The sequence below is a fragment of the Paenibacillus sp. FSL K6-3182 genome (assembly GCF_037976325.1).
In the GTDB taxonomy this organism is placed as follows: Bacteria; Bacillota; Bacilli; order Paenibacillales; family Paenibacillaceae; genus Pristimantibacillus.
On the sequence record NZ_CP150265.1, the window covers coordinates 2,838,436 to 2,854,888 of the forward strand.

General features: G+C 41.5%; 18 protein-coding genes. 16 read left to right on the plus strand and 2 right to left on the minus strand.

What is annotated here, in order from left to right:
* Positions 1-11: 11 nt before the first annotated feature.
* Positions 12-227 (minus strand): alpha/beta-type small acid-soluble spore protein, encoded by a 216-nt coding sequence (locus tag MHH56_RS12125; RefSeq protein WP_339208485.1) that lies wholly within the window; start codon positions 225-227, stop codon positions 12-14.
* 180 nt (positions 228-407) lie between these two features.
* Between MHH56_RS12125 and MHH56_RS12130 the strand changes: the two genes are divergently transcribed.
* The 10 genes from MHH56_RS12130 to MHH56_RS12175 all read left to right on the plus strand — a co-directional run bounded on the left by MHH56_RS12130 (position 408) and on the right by MHH56_RS12175 (position 7,046).
* Positions 408-956, plus strand: a complete 549-nt coding sequence (locus MHH56_RS12130; RefSeq protein ID WP_339208487.1) for a GNAT family protein — start codon at positions 408-410, stop codon at positions 954-956.
* Between the two features lie 147 nt (positions 957-1,103).
* Entirely contained in the window at positions 1,104-1,823 is a 720-nt protein-coding gene (locus tag MHH56_RS12135; protein WP_339208489.1) for a hypothetical protein, read from the plus strand.
* Between the two features lie 180 nt (positions 1,824-2,003).
* Positions 2,004-2,270, plus strand: coding sequence for a hypothetical protein (locus tag MHH56_RS12140; RefSeq protein WP_339208490.1), 267 nt, complete (start codon positions 2,004-2,006; stop codon positions 2,268-2,270).
* 190 nt (positions 2,271-2,460) lie between these two features.
* Positions 2,461-3,078 (plus strand): cyclase family protein, encoded by a 618-nt coding sequence (locus MHH56_RS12145; protein ID WP_339208492.1) that lies wholly within the window; start codon positions 2,461-2,463, stop codon positions 3,076-3,078.
* A 63-nt stretch (positions 3,079-3,141) separates the two neighbouring features.
* Entirely contained in the window at positions 3,142-3,831 is a 690-nt protein-coding gene (locus MHH56_RS12150) for a metal-dependent hydrolase (RefSeq protein WP_339208493.1), read from the plus strand.
* A gap of 44 nt (positions 3,832-3,875) precedes the next feature.
* The gene (locus MHH56_RS12155; protein WP_339208495.1) at positions 3,876-4,082 is read left to right on the plus strand and encodes a hypothetical protein; all 207 of its coding nucleotides are present in this window, start codon (positions 3,876-3,878) and stop codon (positions 4,080-4,082) included.
* 221 nt (positions 4,083-4,303) lie between these two features.
* A complete protein-coding gene (locus MHH56_RS12160) occupies positions 4,304-5,182 on the plus strand; it encodes a transporter (protein WP_339208496.1) in 879 nt (292 codons plus the stop codon).
* A gap of 212 nt (positions 5,183-5,394) precedes the next feature.
* Positions 5,395-5,655 (plus strand): hypothetical protein, encoded by a 261-nt coding sequence (locus tag MHH56_RS12165; RefSeq protein ID WP_076270117.1) that lies wholly within the window; start codon positions 5,395-5,397, stop codon positions 5,653-5,655.
* A gap of 134 nt (positions 5,656-5,789) precedes the next feature.
* Complete coding sequence (locus MHH56_RS12170; RefSeq protein ID WP_339208498.1) at positions 5,790-5,990, plus strand: hypothetical protein; 201 nt, start codon at positions 5,790-5,792, stop codon at positions 5,988-5,990.
* Between the two features lie 636 nt (positions 5,991-6,626).
* Positions 6,627-7,046: a GreA/GreB family elongation factor gene (locus tag MHH56_RS12175; protein WP_076270114.1), complete on the plus strand. Its 420-nt coding sequence runs from the start codon at positions 6,627-6,629 to the stop codon at positions 7,044-7,046.
* A 75-nt stretch (positions 7,047-7,121) separates the two neighbouring features.
* Here MHH56_RS12175 and MHH56_RS12180 read toward each other — a convergent pair whose 3' ends face one another.
* Complete coding sequence (locus tag MHH56_RS12180; RefSeq protein WP_339208500.1) at positions 7,122-8,633, minus strand: alpha-N-arabinofuranosidase; 1,512 nt, start codon at positions 8,631-8,633, stop codon at positions 7,122-7,124.
* 159 nt (positions 8,634-8,792) lie between these two features.
* On the opposite strand from MHH56_RS12180, the gene MHH56_RS12185 reads away from it, so the two are divergent.
* The 6 genes from MHH56_RS12185 (at position 8,793) to MHH56_RS12210 (ending at position 16,421) form a co-directional block, all read left to right on the plus strand.
* The gene (locus MHH56_RS12185) at positions 8,793-9,695 is read left to right on the plus strand and encodes an ArsR family transcriptional regulator (RefSeq protein ID WP_339208501.1); all 903 of its coding nucleotides are present in this window, start codon (positions 8,793-8,795) and stop codon (positions 9,693-9,695) included.
* Between the two features lie 50 nt (positions 9,696-9,745).
* Entirely contained in the window at positions 9,746-11,320 is a 1,575-nt protein-coding gene (locus tag MHH56_RS12190) for a response regulator transcription factor (protein ID WP_339208502.1), read from the plus strand.
* A 3-nt stretch (positions 11,321-11,323) separates the two neighbouring features.
* Positions 11,324-13,099, plus strand: a complete 1,776-nt coding sequence (locus MHH56_RS12195; RefSeq protein WP_339208503.1) for a sensor histidine kinase — start codon at positions 11,324-11,326, stop codon at positions 13,097-13,099.
* A gap of 174 nt (positions 13,100-13,273) precedes the next feature.
* A complete protein-coding gene (locus MHH56_RS12200; protein ID WP_339208504.1) occupies positions 13,274-14,575 on the plus strand; it encodes an extracellular solute-binding protein in 1,302 nt (433 codons plus the stop codon).
* Positions 14,576-14,707: 132 nt separating this feature from the next.
* Positions 14,708-15,604, plus strand: coding sequence for a sugar ABC transporter permease (locus MHH56_RS12205; RefSeq protein WP_076270108.1), 897 nt, complete (start codon positions 14,708-14,710; stop codon positions 15,602-15,604).
* Positions 15,597-16,421 carry a carbohydrate ABC transporter permease gene (locus MHH56_RS12210; protein WP_076270107.1) on the plus strand — a complete coding sequence of 275 codons (825 nt, stop codon included), beginning with the start codon at positions 15,597-15,599 and terminating at the stop codon, positions 16,419-16,421. Before MHH56_RS12205 ends, MHH56_RS12210 begins: the two co-directional genes overlap by 8 nt.
* Positions 16,422-16,453 lie beyond the last annotated feature (32 nt).

A 16,453-nucleotide genomic window follows, 5' to 3' on the forward strand; every position in this document is an offset into this window, starting at 1 on the left:
TTGGCTGTTGTTTAGAAGTTGCGTTGACCTAATTGTTGTTCAGCAATTTGGACGAGCTTCTTCGTAATATATCCACCGATTGAGCCTGCATCACGAGTCGATAAATTACCGTTATAACCATCTTGCGAGAACTGTACACCTAATTGCTGTGCTGCCTCTGTTTTCATTTGAGAAATGGCTTGTCTTGCTTGCGGTACGACTAAAGTATTCGAACTTCTTCTGCTCATGTTTTATCACTCCTTCATGGGATGTAAGGTTATTATGGTTTGTAAATTGTAAATGTATGCAAGTTTAAAACAGATTTTTCGAAAAAATTACAATGCTTATAAAGATGAGTATAATGAGTATTGCATTGATGCGGAAAATGGCATTTCATACACAAATAAAAAGCTTAGGAGTGATGGTTTGTGAAAGGTGAGAAAATATATCTGTCTCCATTAGAAATAAAGGATACCGAAGAGCTGCTTGCAATTAGACGAAGGAATTTTCAATTTTTTCAGCCATTTGAGCCTATAAGGCCAGAGCATTATTTTACGATCGAAGAACAGAAAAAAATGATTGAATCAAGCTTGCAAGCTGCGGCTAATGATCAAGGTTTTGTGTTTGGCGTGTTTCTTAACGAGTCGAATAAGCTTATAGGGAGAATCGAATTATCAGGCATCGCGCGAGGCCCTTTTCAAAATGCGTATCTGGGTTACTTCCTTGATCAAGAGCATAACGGCAAAGGTTATGCGACTGAAGCCGTATCATTATGTGTCAAATTTGCGTTTGATCAAATCGGCTTGCATCGTATTCAAGCTGGAGTGATGCCAAGAAACTTGCCATCAGTCCGAGTCCTTACGAAAGCTGGCTTTAGATTCGAAGGACTTTCCACTAAATATTTGAAAATTAATGGCGTTTGGGAAGACCATGCGATTTATGCGATTATTACTGAGGATAGAGATGCTGCTCAGTAGAAATCCATCAAATAAAATGGGATTGAAAAGAGAAAATGATCCGCTTAGCTGAACCTTATTTTTGGGAAATGTTTCAAATTCGCATAGGGTGTGTATTAGCCTAATAGAATGAATTTAAACAAACAAAGAATGGGGTAGTGATGTTCAATGAAAAAAATGTGTTCACTTATGCTAAGTTTGTTTCTGGTAGCCGTTGTTATTGCAGGAACAAGTGGAGGAACCACCGCAGAAGCCGCTGTCAAAAAAGAGTATCTTGAAATTTCAAAAAACGTCGTCTATTACGGACAATTGAAAAACGGCAAACCGCATGGAAAGGGAACAATGTCCTGGTACCAAACAAAAACGTATTCAGGTGATTGGGTGGACGGCAAACGAAGCGGGCTTGGTAAATTTGTGAGCAGATCTACAAGCGAAGGCACAGAAATTACATACGATGGCGCTTGGAAAAACGATATTAAATCAGGCAATGGTTCATTGAATACGAAGATTATCCGCTCGGATGGCAGTGTACAATCTCATAAGATCCAATTCGGTCAGTTTACGAATGACAAATTCACAGCAGGATATTCCGTATTGCATGTGAAAGATGAGCCAGCATATAGCTTTAACTACAAAGATGCAACGATGAATCTTCAAGTGATCGGTACGAATGTGAAGATGAAGGAAGCATGGAAAAATGGTACTTTCTCAACCATTCAGTTTATGAAGGGCAAAGTGATGAAGCATTACGCTGTCGCATTCAACGAAAACCCTTCTTTGGTAAAACAGAACAAAGCGACACTTAAATATTTACAAGGCATTCAATCACAAGTAAACACGCATTTGATTAAGTTTGAAAGCTTAGCTAAGCGGGTGCCTTTGGCTTAATGCATAATAGATTTTAAGCGGATGGCTCCTTATTTGAAGGGGCCATCCTTTTTTTAATCTTCCTTCACGTTTGTCAAGTACTACAGAAACATGGTACTAGGTGGATGGTGGGGTGTTGTGTATAGTTAATTTATCCATACAACGCGTGGAAAAGGTACTTCAGGAGGGTGAATAGTTGCTGTGAATACGACAGTAATAAGAAATGGTGAGCTGCAATGGAAAGCATCCATCCTGAAGCAGCATGAAACATATGCCTATCAAGCGGCTTATTATTTGCTTGAAGATGAGTTCCTTGCAGCCAAAGCAGCGATGGATACACTTGCAGCATTGATTCGTGATGAAGCTTTTTTTGTTAAGGAAGCCGTGCTTCAGCAGAAGCAATTGAAACAATTGGTTATGAAAATATCGCTGGGCATTAAAGCTTCACACCTGCAAACTTCAATTTAACAATATAACAATAAACCTCAAGCTTATGCTTCACTCTCCTCGTTATTTGTTCTAAATCAAATCAATTCTACGCCAAGTCCAATTTGGATTTTTTCTCTCCCTGCCGTTAAAGCTCATTTTCGTAATCAACTCTGATATGATATAGTTTTTATGTAAGATAAAGACAATTCATGCAGGAGGATGTGGCAGTATGATCATAGACTTGACGCATATGATTCATGAAGGGATGCCGGTATTTCCGGGGCACAAAGAGACGACTCTGGTGCAAAGCAGTCATTTTCAAAGTGATGGGTACAATAACCACCAATTATCGATTAATATGCATGCAGGCACTCATATCGACGGCCCGATGCACTTATTGGACATTCAGAAATATATGACAGAAACCTCAGTCGAGCAATTTGTTGGAGATGGCGTGCTGCTGGATGTAACTGGAGCTGCAGTAGTCGATTACAAAGAAGAGTACGAAACACGTATTCATGAGGGACAGATCGTTATTTTACATACTGGGCACGGCGATTTTTATGGGAAACCTTATTATTTCAGCGATTATCCGGTTTTGACCGCCGATTTTGTTGATTTGCTTATTCGAAAAAAGGTGAAAATGATCGGTTTAGATACACCTTCGCCTGATCGCTATCCTTTTTCGATTCATAAAAGCTTGTTTGGCAGCAATATTTTTATTATAGAAAATTTAGCGAATGTGAAGCGGCTGATTGGCATTCAAGCTTTTGAAATTATAGCATTGCCGCTCCTTATTCAAGCGGACTCATCCATAGCACGAGTGATCGCACGCGTAAAAGAATAACGATATAATGAGACGTAAAGCAAGCCCAAGCTTTCAACTAAAACGAAGGAGGATGATGTTTTTATGGATATTATTTATCATGGACACTCTTGTATTCAATTGATCGCGGGGGATAAATCGCTTATTATCGATCCCTTTCTGAGAGGCAATCCGCTTGCTACTACGAAAGCGGAGGAGATAAAGACGGATGCCGTACTCCTCACTCATGCTCATATGGACCATATTTTAGATGCGGATCAGATTGCATTAAACAATGATGCTCCTGTTGTGGCGAACCCGGAGCTCGCGGCTTATATGTCATGGAAGGGTGTAAAAACGATCGGCATGAACATTGGCGGAACGTTAGATTTGGGATTTGCCAAAGCTAAAATGGTACAAGCGTTCCATTCCTCAGGGATCGTTGTCGAAGAGGACAAAACCATTTTGTACGGTGGCATGCCTGCCGGTTACATTGTAAATATGGAACAACTAAATGTTCTTCATACAGGTGATACCGCTTTATTTGGCGATATGAAAATGATTGGTGACCGTCATTCGATCGATATCGCTTTTATTCCGATTGGCGATCATTATACGATGGGGATAGATGATGCGCTGCAAGCGGCAATATGGTATAACGCGAAGCTGGTTGTGCCTGTACATTACAATACTTTTCCTGTCATTCGCCAAGAGGCTGAAAGCTTCGTGCAGCAGCTGCAAGACAGAGGGATTAACGGAAAAGTTCTGAAACCAGGCGAGAAAATGACGGTATGACTAGGCATGTAATTTACATTGTCACATGTGTTCTTATAATCGTAATGTCAGTGTGTTTTCTTTGGTACGCGCTATGGGATGCGAGTCAGCCCAAAACCGGACCTGTTGGCAACGGCGTTCATATGCCTACTTTCCAAGACTTATGGCCGATATACAGTATGATGGCAATGGGTGTTTTGAATTTGCCTGTGGCCATTATGCGTTATTTGGAATATAAGAAGACGCAAGAGAAAGATGATGTAATGAAATAAGGCGTTTGAGAGTAAAAAGGATTGACAGCGATTTCACGTTTTGTGTATGATGTACCTGTTAACGCGTGTTCATAATGTTCAAAACAACATAGAAATAAGTCCTATTTAAGAAATAGGATTTATTTTTTAACATATATAAACACGTGTTCACAAAAGGGATGCCGTGATAGAAGTGAATGCAGATTTTAGAAATTATACTTATATAAGGCGGTAGATATGAGATGGAAGCTGCACAAGAATCCCGAAATAATGAAGAGCGCACATTAGTCAGTTTGCTTGAAAAGATCGATGTGAAAACTGGCGAACGCAAAGTTTTGGCTGAATTTAATCATTTAATTGAAGCGCCAAACTGGACCAAAGACGGCAACCATCTTATTTATAACAGCGGAGGTTTGCTCTACACCTTTGAGCTAGCAACTGGGGAAAGCAAGCTGATCGAATCGGGGTATGCCAATCATTGCAACAATGATCATGTATTGTCACCTGACAATACACAATTAGCGGTAAGCCATCATACGCAGGAAGATGGAAAATCACGAATTTATATATTTTCATTATCTGAAGGTTTGCCTGCCCTAATTACACCGTTAGCACCAAGCTATTTGCACGGTTGGTCTCCTGACGGCGCCTCGCTCGCTTACTGTGCAGAAAGGAATGGTCAGTACAACATTTATACGATACCGGCTCACGGCGGGATTGAAGCACAGCTGACCGATACGACTGGTCTAGATGATGGACCGGAATATTCGCCGGACGGCCTACATATTTGGTTCAATTCGACAAGATCTGGCTTGATGCAAGTATGGCGCATGAACGTCGATGGAAGCGAGCAGACTCAAATGACATTTGATGAGAGCAATAATTGGTTTCCACATGTGTCTCCCGATGGTGAATCCGTTGCTTATATTACTTACCGCAAGGGTGATGTTGAGCCGAACGATCATCCTGCCAATAAAGATGTTGAAATTCGTCTAATGCCAAGCAAAGGCGGACCACATGCTGTCATTGCTGAATTATTTGGCGGTCAGGGCACAATCAATGTGAACTCTTGGTCGCCGGATAGCCGCGAGCTCGCTTTTGTTAGCTATAAATTTATATAATTATTTTTGTTTGAAGGAGCGAATCCATACATCATTTAGAACGAATATATGCTTATAGTAGCATGACAATATTCCTGCTCTTCTCACTAACCGTGAAGGAGCGGGATTTTTGTTGTGAAATATTTTTTTTCGACTTCTTACTTCGACAACGTTTTATTATTCATGAAGCTATACTAAACAGGTGCTATTTTATTGACAGCGGAGGGTTGCTCATGACTAATTCGAATTTCAGAAAGCGGATAGTTTGGTTCATTAACAGTGAGAGCGAACGAGTGTTAAGTAATTTGAAGAGCGGGGCAGTTAATAAAGAGAATGCATTAGGAAGCTTTAACACGCTGTATCAGATCGCTTCATCAACAAGAGATACGGATACGATGGTAAGCTTGTGCGAAATGATCGACAAGGTAAGAGAATCGAATCATCGATCTGGATTATTTCATTTTACTGAGATGCGCAAAGGATCATTTTATTGACTCTCTATCGTTTTCATAGGCGATTTCAAAGAAAAGAGACCGATTCCGGTCTTTTTTTGTTGATTCAATTATTTTCTGCGGGGTAAGTATTATTTAAGAATACTCATAAAACGAAGCTGAAGGGAGCACTGAGCATGAATAAACCTACAAAAAAACTTAATAAATTGCTTTTGATAACGATGATGAGCATCGTTGTTATTTTCACCGCTTCCGCTTGCAATAATGATAAGGATGTTAATAACAATGGCAACAGCAACGTGATTGAAGACGGCGCCAATAACACCCCTGATACGACGGATGATGCCATAACAAACGATGATGCTACAACACCTTAAATACGCATTTCTATGTAAAAGTGAACTAAGAGAGAGCCTCTGAAAGAAGGCTCTCTTTGTCTTTCAACTATTTTTTTGATTTTTTCTTTTTTGCTCTCGAAATATAGGATCTCTCGCTTTTATGGCGTTTATGCGAACGGTTTGATCTGTTTTCTTGTTCGCCACCTACTTGATTTTCATCAACATAGCAGTATTGATAAAGGTGTTTTTCACAAGGAACACAGTGATGACGTGTAACAACGTTTACTTGGTGAACTACCTCTACGATTTGTGGATGGAAAACATCTCTGGTAACCGTTACTGGAGGATCATATACCCGGACTGTCGGACAAAATGGTCTGCAAGACAATATTGTCAGCTCCTTTCCTAGTAGTCTTCTATACAATATGAAACTCCCTTATACAATGCTTGTGCCACTGCCTTGCGAGACAAATGAGGATAGAGAAGCGCTAGGTTAATTCAATGGTTCGATCAAAAAAAACTAGAGATTGGACTTCTGATTGAAGTCTGATAATATGGGAGCAAGGCCTCTACTCTTAGAGGCCTATATTTTTATAAGGAGGAAGCAGCAAATGATGCGAATCATCGTCCAAACCTTGCCGCTGCGCAATACGTCTTTAGGGGGTGAAGTATACTATGAACCATAGTCTCCCCTTAGATACCCTTAGAGATCAACTAAGGCTTCAGCTCGTAGTTTTGGGTGAAGAGAAGCAAGCTTTTCTTGATGCACATGCGCCCAAACAGGAGTCAGAGCGTAAGCAAATCTATCAATTTATTACCGAATATGTACAGTTTGTCGAGAAAGAGCTGAAATCATCGGATGAGCGATTGCCATCAACCGTATTTATAGGCTGCGAGGTTACCATTTCTTATTTGGATGACGCTACCTCAGATACGTTCAAAATTGTTTATCCCCATGACGCAGATCCGGAGCAGAATAACATTTCGTTCCTCTCTCCTGTCGGAAGACAGCTGCTGATGAGCCGCATAGAAGATATTATATCGGTTGAGACGCCAGCTGGAGCTATGCGAATGCGAATGCTTCATATTCAATAGCACTAGAAAAAAACCGCTGAAGCTATAGCTTCAGCGGTTTTTTTAGTATACTTTCTATCATTCTGAGAGGCAGAATTAACCTCTATTATTTTGAAGTCTGATCACGTTCCAAGATGCTTTGCCGAGCATCGCTTTAACGTTTCCATTATCAGCTTTGGCAGTGCCGCGGTTATGAGGTACGACGTTGCTTGGGTTCGTTTTCGTATTATTTGCTTTCAAGTCATCATGCTCCAGAACGATATGCTCGATAATGCTTACATCGCCGAAGCTGCGCACATCTACATCAAGCTCAAGTCCTTCGGACAAATGACGATTGACGGCGAAAATAGTAATTTCACCTAGCTCCTCATTGAAAACGCTGATTGCTTCTAAATAAGGAACGTCAGTGAAGTCCTTGGAATCGTATTTCGGTGATGAAATAATCGGATGAAGCACGGTTCCTCTTCCATAGACGGAAGCGTGAAGATAAGGATAATAGGTCGTTTGCAGCCATAATGGCCCGCCGGTCTCTGTCATTATTGGAGCGATGACATTAATCAGTTGAGCAATACATGCCATTTTTACGCGGTCTGCGTGTTTGAGCAGCGTAATCAGGAAACAGCCTACAGCCAGTGCATCCTCAAGTGTATACACATCCTCGAATTCAGGTGGAGCTACTTGCCAAAGCTCTTCTGCTCGGCTTGTGCCGATCGAGTTCCATACATTCCACTCATCAAGCGAGAGCATCAGCTTTTTCTTGCTCCGTTTCTTTGCCTTCATATAATCGCAAATGGCTGTTACGCTGTAAATGAACTGATCCATATCAAGCGATTTTGCCAAGAAGTTGGAGGAATCGTTTTCGTTATTGTTGTAATACGTATGAAGCGATAGGAAGTCCACTTGATCATAAGTAAGGTCAAGCACGGTTGCTTCCCACTCCGCGAAAGTGCTCATGCCGCTGGAAGAGCTGCCACAAGCAACAAGCTCGATGGATGGATCGACCCAGCGCATTGCTTTGGCCGTTTCATTCGCAAGTCTTCCATATTCCACTGCAGTTTTTGCCCCGATTTGCCAAGGTCCGTCCATCTCATTCCCTAAGCACCATGTTTTAAATTTATGAGGCTCTTTATAGCCATGTGAAATGCGAAGATCGCTGTAGTAAGACCCTGATGGATGGTTACAATATTCAACAAGGTTTCTAGCCGCATCAATGCCGCGTGTTCCAAGATTTACAGCCATCATCACTTCTGAGCCGACAAGCTTCGCCCAATCTGCAAATTCGTTTGTTCCTACTTCATTCGTTTCTGTTGTCCACCATGCAAGATCAAGAAGACGCTTGCGTTCGGATTTAGGCCCGACGCCATCCTCCCAATTATAGCCGGATACAAAATTTCCTCCTGGATAACGTATAATTGGCACATTCAAAGAGCGAATGGCCTCCAACGCATCGCTGCGGAAGCCGTTCACATCTGCGTTAGGATGGCCGGGCTCGTAAATTCCCCCGTATACCGCTCTGCCTAAGTGCTCAATGAATGATCCATAGAGCCGTGGGTCGACTGCGGAAAGTGTGAAGTTTTTATCAATATGCATGGTAGATTTCATAGACATGAATAATTTTCCTCCTAGTTGAATTAATGTATTAACTAATTCATATTTGTTGATTTAATATCTAATATTTATCATAATAAATAAATACATTCAATACGATTGTTGTGAATTGCTTTAGGATTAACTAAATTACTAATTGTAAAAGCAGGTGAGTTTCACATGTATTTATCAACCGATGCAGCTTCGCTGCGTGTATACGAAGCGCTTGCGAGCGAAGTGCGCTTGCAAATTATTGATTTGCTGAACAACAAAGAGATGCATATAAAGGAGCTTGCTGCAGAGCTGTATTTGAGCAGTGCAATTGTAAGCACCCACGTCAACAAGCTGCAAAATGCCGGCCTAGTTAGTTATAGGATGCGCAGAATAAATGGAGGGACTTATAAATATTGCTCCTTGTCGACGGAGTATCTCCAAGTTAAACTGTCTAAATATGCAGAGAGTTCTACAAAATATAAGGAAGTATCCATGCCGGTTGGTCATTATACGGATATTGAAGCCGCTCCGACCTGCGGCATTGCATCGACGGAGAAGATGATCGGGCATTATGACATGCCCGCTTATTTTATGGACCCTGAGCGTGTTCAAGCAGGGATTTTATGGTTCACTAGAGGTTTTGTTGAATACAAAATTCCTAATTATTTATTTAAGGATCAGGTCGTACAGGAAATTGAAATATCATTTGAAATTGGATCAGAGGCACCCTATGTCAATGAGAATTGGCCGTCAGATATTCAATTTACTCTGAATGAGCAAAAGCTTGGCATGTGGACGAGTCCTGGCGACTTTGGCCGGATGAGAGGCCGTTATTCACCAGATTGGTGGCATTCTGACGTTAATCAGTATGGCCTATTAAAGGTGCTTCGAATAAATAAAAAAGGTTCCTTTATCGATGGTCAGCAAATTTCTGATATGACGATTGATGATGTATCATGGAATCGTTCGCAGTGGACATTCCGCATAAGTGCGGATGATACGTCGCAGGGCCGCGGCGGTCTCACCCTTTATGGAAAAGGTTTCGGGAATTATGACCAAGATATTGTTATTCGCATCTATTATGAATGATTGCCTTCTTATTTGACAGAAAAAATGACGGGGATGGCGGAGGTTTACGAATGGAAATTTCATGTCGTGTTGTTATTGTAGATGACGAACTATTAGTCAGGCAGGGAATTAAGCATCTGTTAAATTGGGAGCAGGAGGGCTTCCAGATTGTTGGAGAGGCATCCAATGGAAAAGAAGCGCTTGAGCTGATTGAGCGCGTCGAGCCTCATATTGTGATCACGGATATCGTTATGCCTGTTATGGGCGGAGAAGAGTTAACTCGTGCAATAAAGGCAAGATATCCAGAGATTGAAGTCATCATATTGAGCAGTTATGGCGAGTTTGATTATGTGAGATCGACCTTTCAAAGCGGCGTAGTTGACTATATTTTAAAACCTAAGCTTGAAGCTATTCAGCTATTAGACACGGTGAAACGAACGGCGCAAAAAATTCCGTCTCTGAAGCTAATGGAATCAACTAACGAGGCTTTATCCGTTAAACATATTGTTGAGAAGCTAATGTCCGGTTACGAAATCGATGTGGATGACCATGTCCTTGCAGAAGCATTTCCTCATAACAGCTATCGGCTGATTGGGGCAGATTTGAAGTCTCTGAACAGCATGAGCAGAGAAAGATATGATGATTCCTATTGGGTCGACAAAATGAAAGCGGTGCTCAGCAGCGAATGTCCGCAGGCGGTTTATTTTGCACTGCCGGTAGAACCTAATATGGCTACGCTACTTGTCAATATGGATCAAAGCGAGCAGCATAGCTTGGTAAGAGCCGGCAGAGAACTTGCTGCTTGGTCGGGAGAGCGGCTGAATGAGATTGGATGGACGATCGGTGAGACATTTGATGATTTGAGACAGCTTGGCTCGAACTACAAGAACAGTTTTCTGAAATTAAACTCCTACCGTTACTTTCTTCCGTCCGCCAATCGTTTGATCGTACATGGCGAGCTTCCAAAAACCTCGGATGAAATTGATGTCTTCAACATGAATCAATTTACAGAGCTTTTGAACAGACGGCAGTTCGATGAAGCGTTTGGCGAGCTGCTCAATTATGTGAATAGCTGTTCAAGCCAATATAAAACCGATGTTTTCGAGTTTAAGTCCTTCTTAGGCAATGTCATTTTCAATATAACGATTTTACTGGGCCGCCTGGACCCCGCGATGAAAAAACTAGATGAAACGAAGTATGCCTATTTCAAATCCATAGGTGAATCATCTCATGTTAACGAGGCAGCTGCGATCTTACAAGCGTTTATTAACGAAGTGAATGACGTGGTTCAGGTGAGAGGAGCCGCAAGCAGCAATCCGAATATGACGCTGCTGCTGCAATTTATTCGGGAGAACTATGCTGAGCCGCTTAGTCTGACGGAGATCGCCAAGCATTTTCATTTTAATCCATCGTATTTGTCTAGTTATTTCACCGCGCATAATAAAGAAGGCTTTAGTGAATATTTGAATAAAATCAGAGTGGAGAAAGCGGCTGAGCTGCTGCAGCAAGACGCTGCGTCCATATCTGAGATTAGCGGCATGGTTGGTTATTCAGATCACAGTTATTTCACGAAAGTATTTAAGAAGCTGACAGGTCTGTCGCCTAGTCATTATAGAAAACAATACTTGGGCAAGAAGAGGGATTAGGTTATGAGAGTTTTTTTGGACAAATTTAAATATCACGGCCTATTTATAAAAATGTTTACGGTTACGCTTGTAAGCATCATTGCGGTATCGCTGCTAACCTCTACCGTCATGATACAAATGTCAGAGAAGCTGTTCATGAATACCTTCAGCATTACAAATTCCAAAATCATTAGTCAAATTAAAGCGAATTTTGAATCCTTCAACTATTCGATCGTCACCGCCTCCAATAATGTGCTGCAAAATGGTTCGATAAAAGGTTTCCTCACAAAGCCGGATAAAAACGCTATTACGTCGGTTGGCAGTTATTATGAGGCCAGTATGCAAATGAAACGGATTCAGTCCAATGTCGCTGCGTACCCCGTCACCATTACGATCACAGGGATAAATGGCAAAAGCCATTCGACAGACAGCTATTATTGGCCGAGCTCCTTGGAGAAGCTAAGAAACAGCCGCTTAACCGAGAATACGCTAGTCGCGCCAAAACGGTTAATCTATCAGTTGGATATGGAGAACATGGCAGACTCCTCTGCAGAAGATCCGATCATTGTTGCATCAAGGGCACTTATGGAAAAAACGAGTGCGAAAAAATACGGCATTGTTTATTTTGCAATAAAGGAAAGTGAATTTAAACGGTTCTATTCAAGCTTCACAAGCAGAGGCAATGATGTCGTTATATTAGATCGATCTGGTTTGGTCGTTTCGAGCAATCGTCATGAGCTTATAGGAAAACAAGAAGACGCTCTGCTCGGTTACGCCAAAGAAATTGACGAGCAAAAATTAGATTTTAAAGATGTAAGCGTGATGGGGAAAAGCAACTTGGTGCTCTCTCAATATCTGCCGGTTTATGATTTTTACCTCGTTAATTTAATCGATAAGCAAGCAGTGCTCAGCGAGATGGTTGATTTTAAGACTGTCGCGCTTATTTGCATTGCCATTGTTTTCAGTGCACTTATTATCGTATTTCTTATATCAAGAAGATTGACGAAATCGTTGACGATGCTCGCTAGACAAATGTCGCGTATTACGGCCAATCACTTCGATAATTATATTAACGTCACAGGCAGCTATGAGATTAAGCAGCTCGGAAATGCTTACAACTATATGTTGGATGAACTAAATGATTATATTAAGCAGCTGATTCAGACGCAGAAGGACCAGCGCAATGCAGAGCTTTCAGCGCTGCAAATGCAAATTAATCCTCATTTTCTTTATAACACGTTAGCATCCGTCAAAATATTAGTACAGCAGGGCAACAAGGAAAAAGCAGCAGCCACGATCAATTCACTTATTTCACTTTTGCAAAATACAGTAAGCAACATTAGCGAGACAATCAGTGTAGCCCAAGAGCTCGTTAATTTAAAACATTATGTTTTCATTAACCATGTTCGTTATGGCGAGCAAATTGTCGTCAATTATTTTGTTTCGAATGATTGTTATGGGTATCATTTACCGAAGCTCATCATCCAGCCATTTATTGAAAATGCTTTCTTTCACGCCTTCCAAGAGCGAAACGATGGACATATTTATGTGCTTTTCTCGCGCGAGGATAATGCATTAGTGATTGAAGTCGTCGACAATGGGGTTGGCATGAAGGATTATGACCATGAAAATCAGGACAACAGCTCGAGCAGCGGCAGCCATTTTTTCTCTGGAATTGGCATTCGAAACGTTCAAGACCGGATCGTATTGCTCTATGGAGAGGAATTTGGCGTTGAAATTGTAAGTGATATCGGTGAGGGAACACGGGTGAAAATTAGGCTTCCGCTCAAATCCGCCTAAAAAAAATACCAATAAACAAAATAAGTCACAATTACATAATAACGATTGGAAAGGTAACAATAGAATGACAAAAGCACACAAATATATTGCTAACGGGTCAATTTATCGAGTTGATATAATTAAAATCGTTAGCCGGCAAACGCTTTCAAATAAGTATCCAAGGGGTTGAATGAATTGAAAAAACTACTTGCAATTATGTTGGCCAGCTTCGTACTGCTGACCGCATGTTCTAGTAAAGAAAACAATGTTCCTAACAATGGCGGTAAACCTGCTGAGGGGACGAAGGAAATTACAGTATGGGCGTGGGATAAAGCTTTTAACATCGGTGCTATGGAACGCGCAAGCGAAGCCTACAAAGCAAAAAATCCGGATTCCACTTTAAAAGTAAACATCGTTGAAAATGCACAAGCGGATATTATTCAAAAATTGAATGCTGGTTTGAACGCAGGTACTACAAAAAGCTTGCCAACCATCGTATTGATTGAAGATTACCGTGCACAAAGCTTCTTGCAAGCTTACCCAGAAGCATTTTTCGAATTAACAGATTTCATTAAGCCAGGCGACTTTGCCGATTACAAAATCGGGCCAACTAGCCTAGATGGCAAGCAATACGGCGTACCATTTGATACGGGCGCTGCAGGCTTGTACGTAAGAAAAGATTACTTAGAAGAAGCAGGCTATAAGCTAGCTGACCTTCAAGATATTGACTGGAAGAAGTTTATCGAGATCGGTAAAGCTGTGAAAGCCAAAACAGGCAAAGCACTTCTTACACAAGATCCGAATGACCTTGGACTCATTCGCATGATGATCCAATCTGCTGGCTCATGGTACTTGAAGGAAGACGGTACTACACCTAACTTAGCAGGCAACGAAGCGCTTAAAGAAGCTTTTGAAACATACAAAGAAATTATGAACGCTGACATCGTGAAGGTTATTTCTGACTGGAGCCAATTTGTTGGTGGATTCAACAGCGGTGATGTAGCAACGATCCCTACCGGCAACTGGATTACAGCTTCCGTTAAGGCTGAAGCATCCCAGTCCGGCAAATGGGCAGTCGTGCCATTCCCTAAACTAACGAACAATCCGAATTCCGTAAATGCTTCTAACCTTGGCGGCAGCTCATGGTATGTCATGAACGTTGACGGCAAAGAAGCAGCGGCAGAATTTTTGAAACAAACATTTGGTTCGGATGTAGATCTTTATCAGAAGCTTGTAACAGAGATTGGCGCAATCGGTACGCTTAAAGCAGCAGCTGCTGGCGATGCTTACAAGCAAGCGGATGAATTTTTCGGCGGACAAAAGGTCATTGAAGATTTCGCTAAATGGACAGAAAAAATTCCAAAAGTGAACTACGGCATGCACACGTACGCGATTGAAGATATTCTCGTTGTAGAAATGCAAAATTTCTTAGGCGGCAAAACAATCGATAAAGTGTTAAGCGATGCTCAAGCACAAGCAGAAACGCAAGTTAAATAAATCAGAGCATACGGCAAGTGAATAAAACCTGGGGCTTCTCCTACTCCTGATTCGCATGTTCGGCTTCCGGCAGCAGGAGCTGGAGGAGTCTAAAGGTTTTATTTTTTCCGTAAAGAAAGGGGTTAGGCTAACGTGAAAGCAGCGAGGCCTGGCGTGAGTATTCGCACGAGAGCCAACTTAACTGGATGGATGTTCGTTATTCTAGCCGTCATTATGATTGCGGCGTTCTATTTCTATCCGATGATTCAAGCGCTCATTTTATCATTTAAGTCCGGTAAAGGTATGAATCTATCATTTACAGGATTTGATAACTACGTTCGGCTATTCAGCGATAAAACGTTTTTGACTGCCGTTAAAAACACTTTTATTTATTTGATCATCCAAGTACCCGTTATGATTGTTTTGGCTATGTTTATTTCTGTATTACTAAATGACAGCAAGCTGAAATTTAAAGGATTTTTCCGTACGGCAATCTTTTTACCAGCCGTTACCTCACTCGTTGCTTATTCCGTTATTTTTAAATACTTGTTTGCTACAGACGGATTGGTCAATAAAATGCTGACTAATCTCCATTTGGTCTCGACACCGATTCAATGGATCACAGACCCTTTCTGGGCGAAAATAACAGTTATCATTGCAATCACATGGCGCTGGACTGGCTATAATATGATTTTCTACTTGTCCGCGCTTCAAAATATTGATCACTCGATTTATGAGGCAGCAAAAATTGATGGCGCCTCCTCTACGAGACAGTTTTTTGGCATTACGGTGCCATTGCTTAAACCGATCATATTGTTTACTTCCATTACTTCAACGATCGGAACCTTGCAGCTGTTTGATGAAGTTGTCAATATTACGAAGGGTGGACCAGGCAATGCGTCGATGTCCATTTCGCAATATATTTACAATTTGTCATTCAAGTATTCGTCCGATTTCGGCTATGCTGCAACCGTATCGTATTCCATCGTCATCATGATCATCATATTGGCATTTGTACAGTTTAAAGCGGCAGGTGATAAAAATGGATAAATTAAAACGCATCTTTGTTTATATTTTTCTAAGTGTCGCTGCGTTCGTGTCCATCTTTCCATTTCTTTGGATGATTATCAGCGCTACGAATAAGTCGGCTGACGTAACGAAAGGAAGATTGCTTCCCGGCAGCCAGCTGTTTGAAAATTTAAGTCAGTTATTTGAGACGGTAGATATTGTTCCAGCATTGTTGAACTCGGCAAAAATATCGGTCACAACAACCATATTGGCCATGGTTATTGCCTCACTCGCTGGTTATGGCTTTGAGATTTATAAGAGCAAAGCAAAGGATGTTGTATTTAACATCCTGCTGTTATCCATGATGATTCCTTTTGCGGCTATCATGGTGCCGTTGTATCAAATGTTTGCAGGAATATCGCAAGCTGTACCCTTTCTCGGCATAGACACGTTGTCTGGTGTAGTCCTTCCGACCTTTACTACAGCGTTTCTTATTTTCTTCTTCCGTCAGAACACGAAGATGTTTCCGCGGGAGCTGCTGGAGGCGGGCCGAATTGATGGGCTTAACGAAATCAGTCTTTTCTTCCGTATCTTCATGCCTACAATGAAAACGACCTATGCAGCGGCAGGAATTATTACGTTCATGTCGAGCTGGAACAACTACTTATGGCCGCTCATTGTGTTGCAATCGCCGGAGAAGAAAACAATTCCGATGCTCATATCCAATCTAGGATCGAGCTATTCACCGGATTACGGCATTATTATGACAGCGATCGTTATATCCACGATTCCAACTGCGCTAGTGTTCTTCCTAATGCAGAAGCATTTCGTAGCAGGGATGACGGGTTCAGTAAAATAAGCATAATCAGAGTCAGGCGGGCTGCTTGTTTC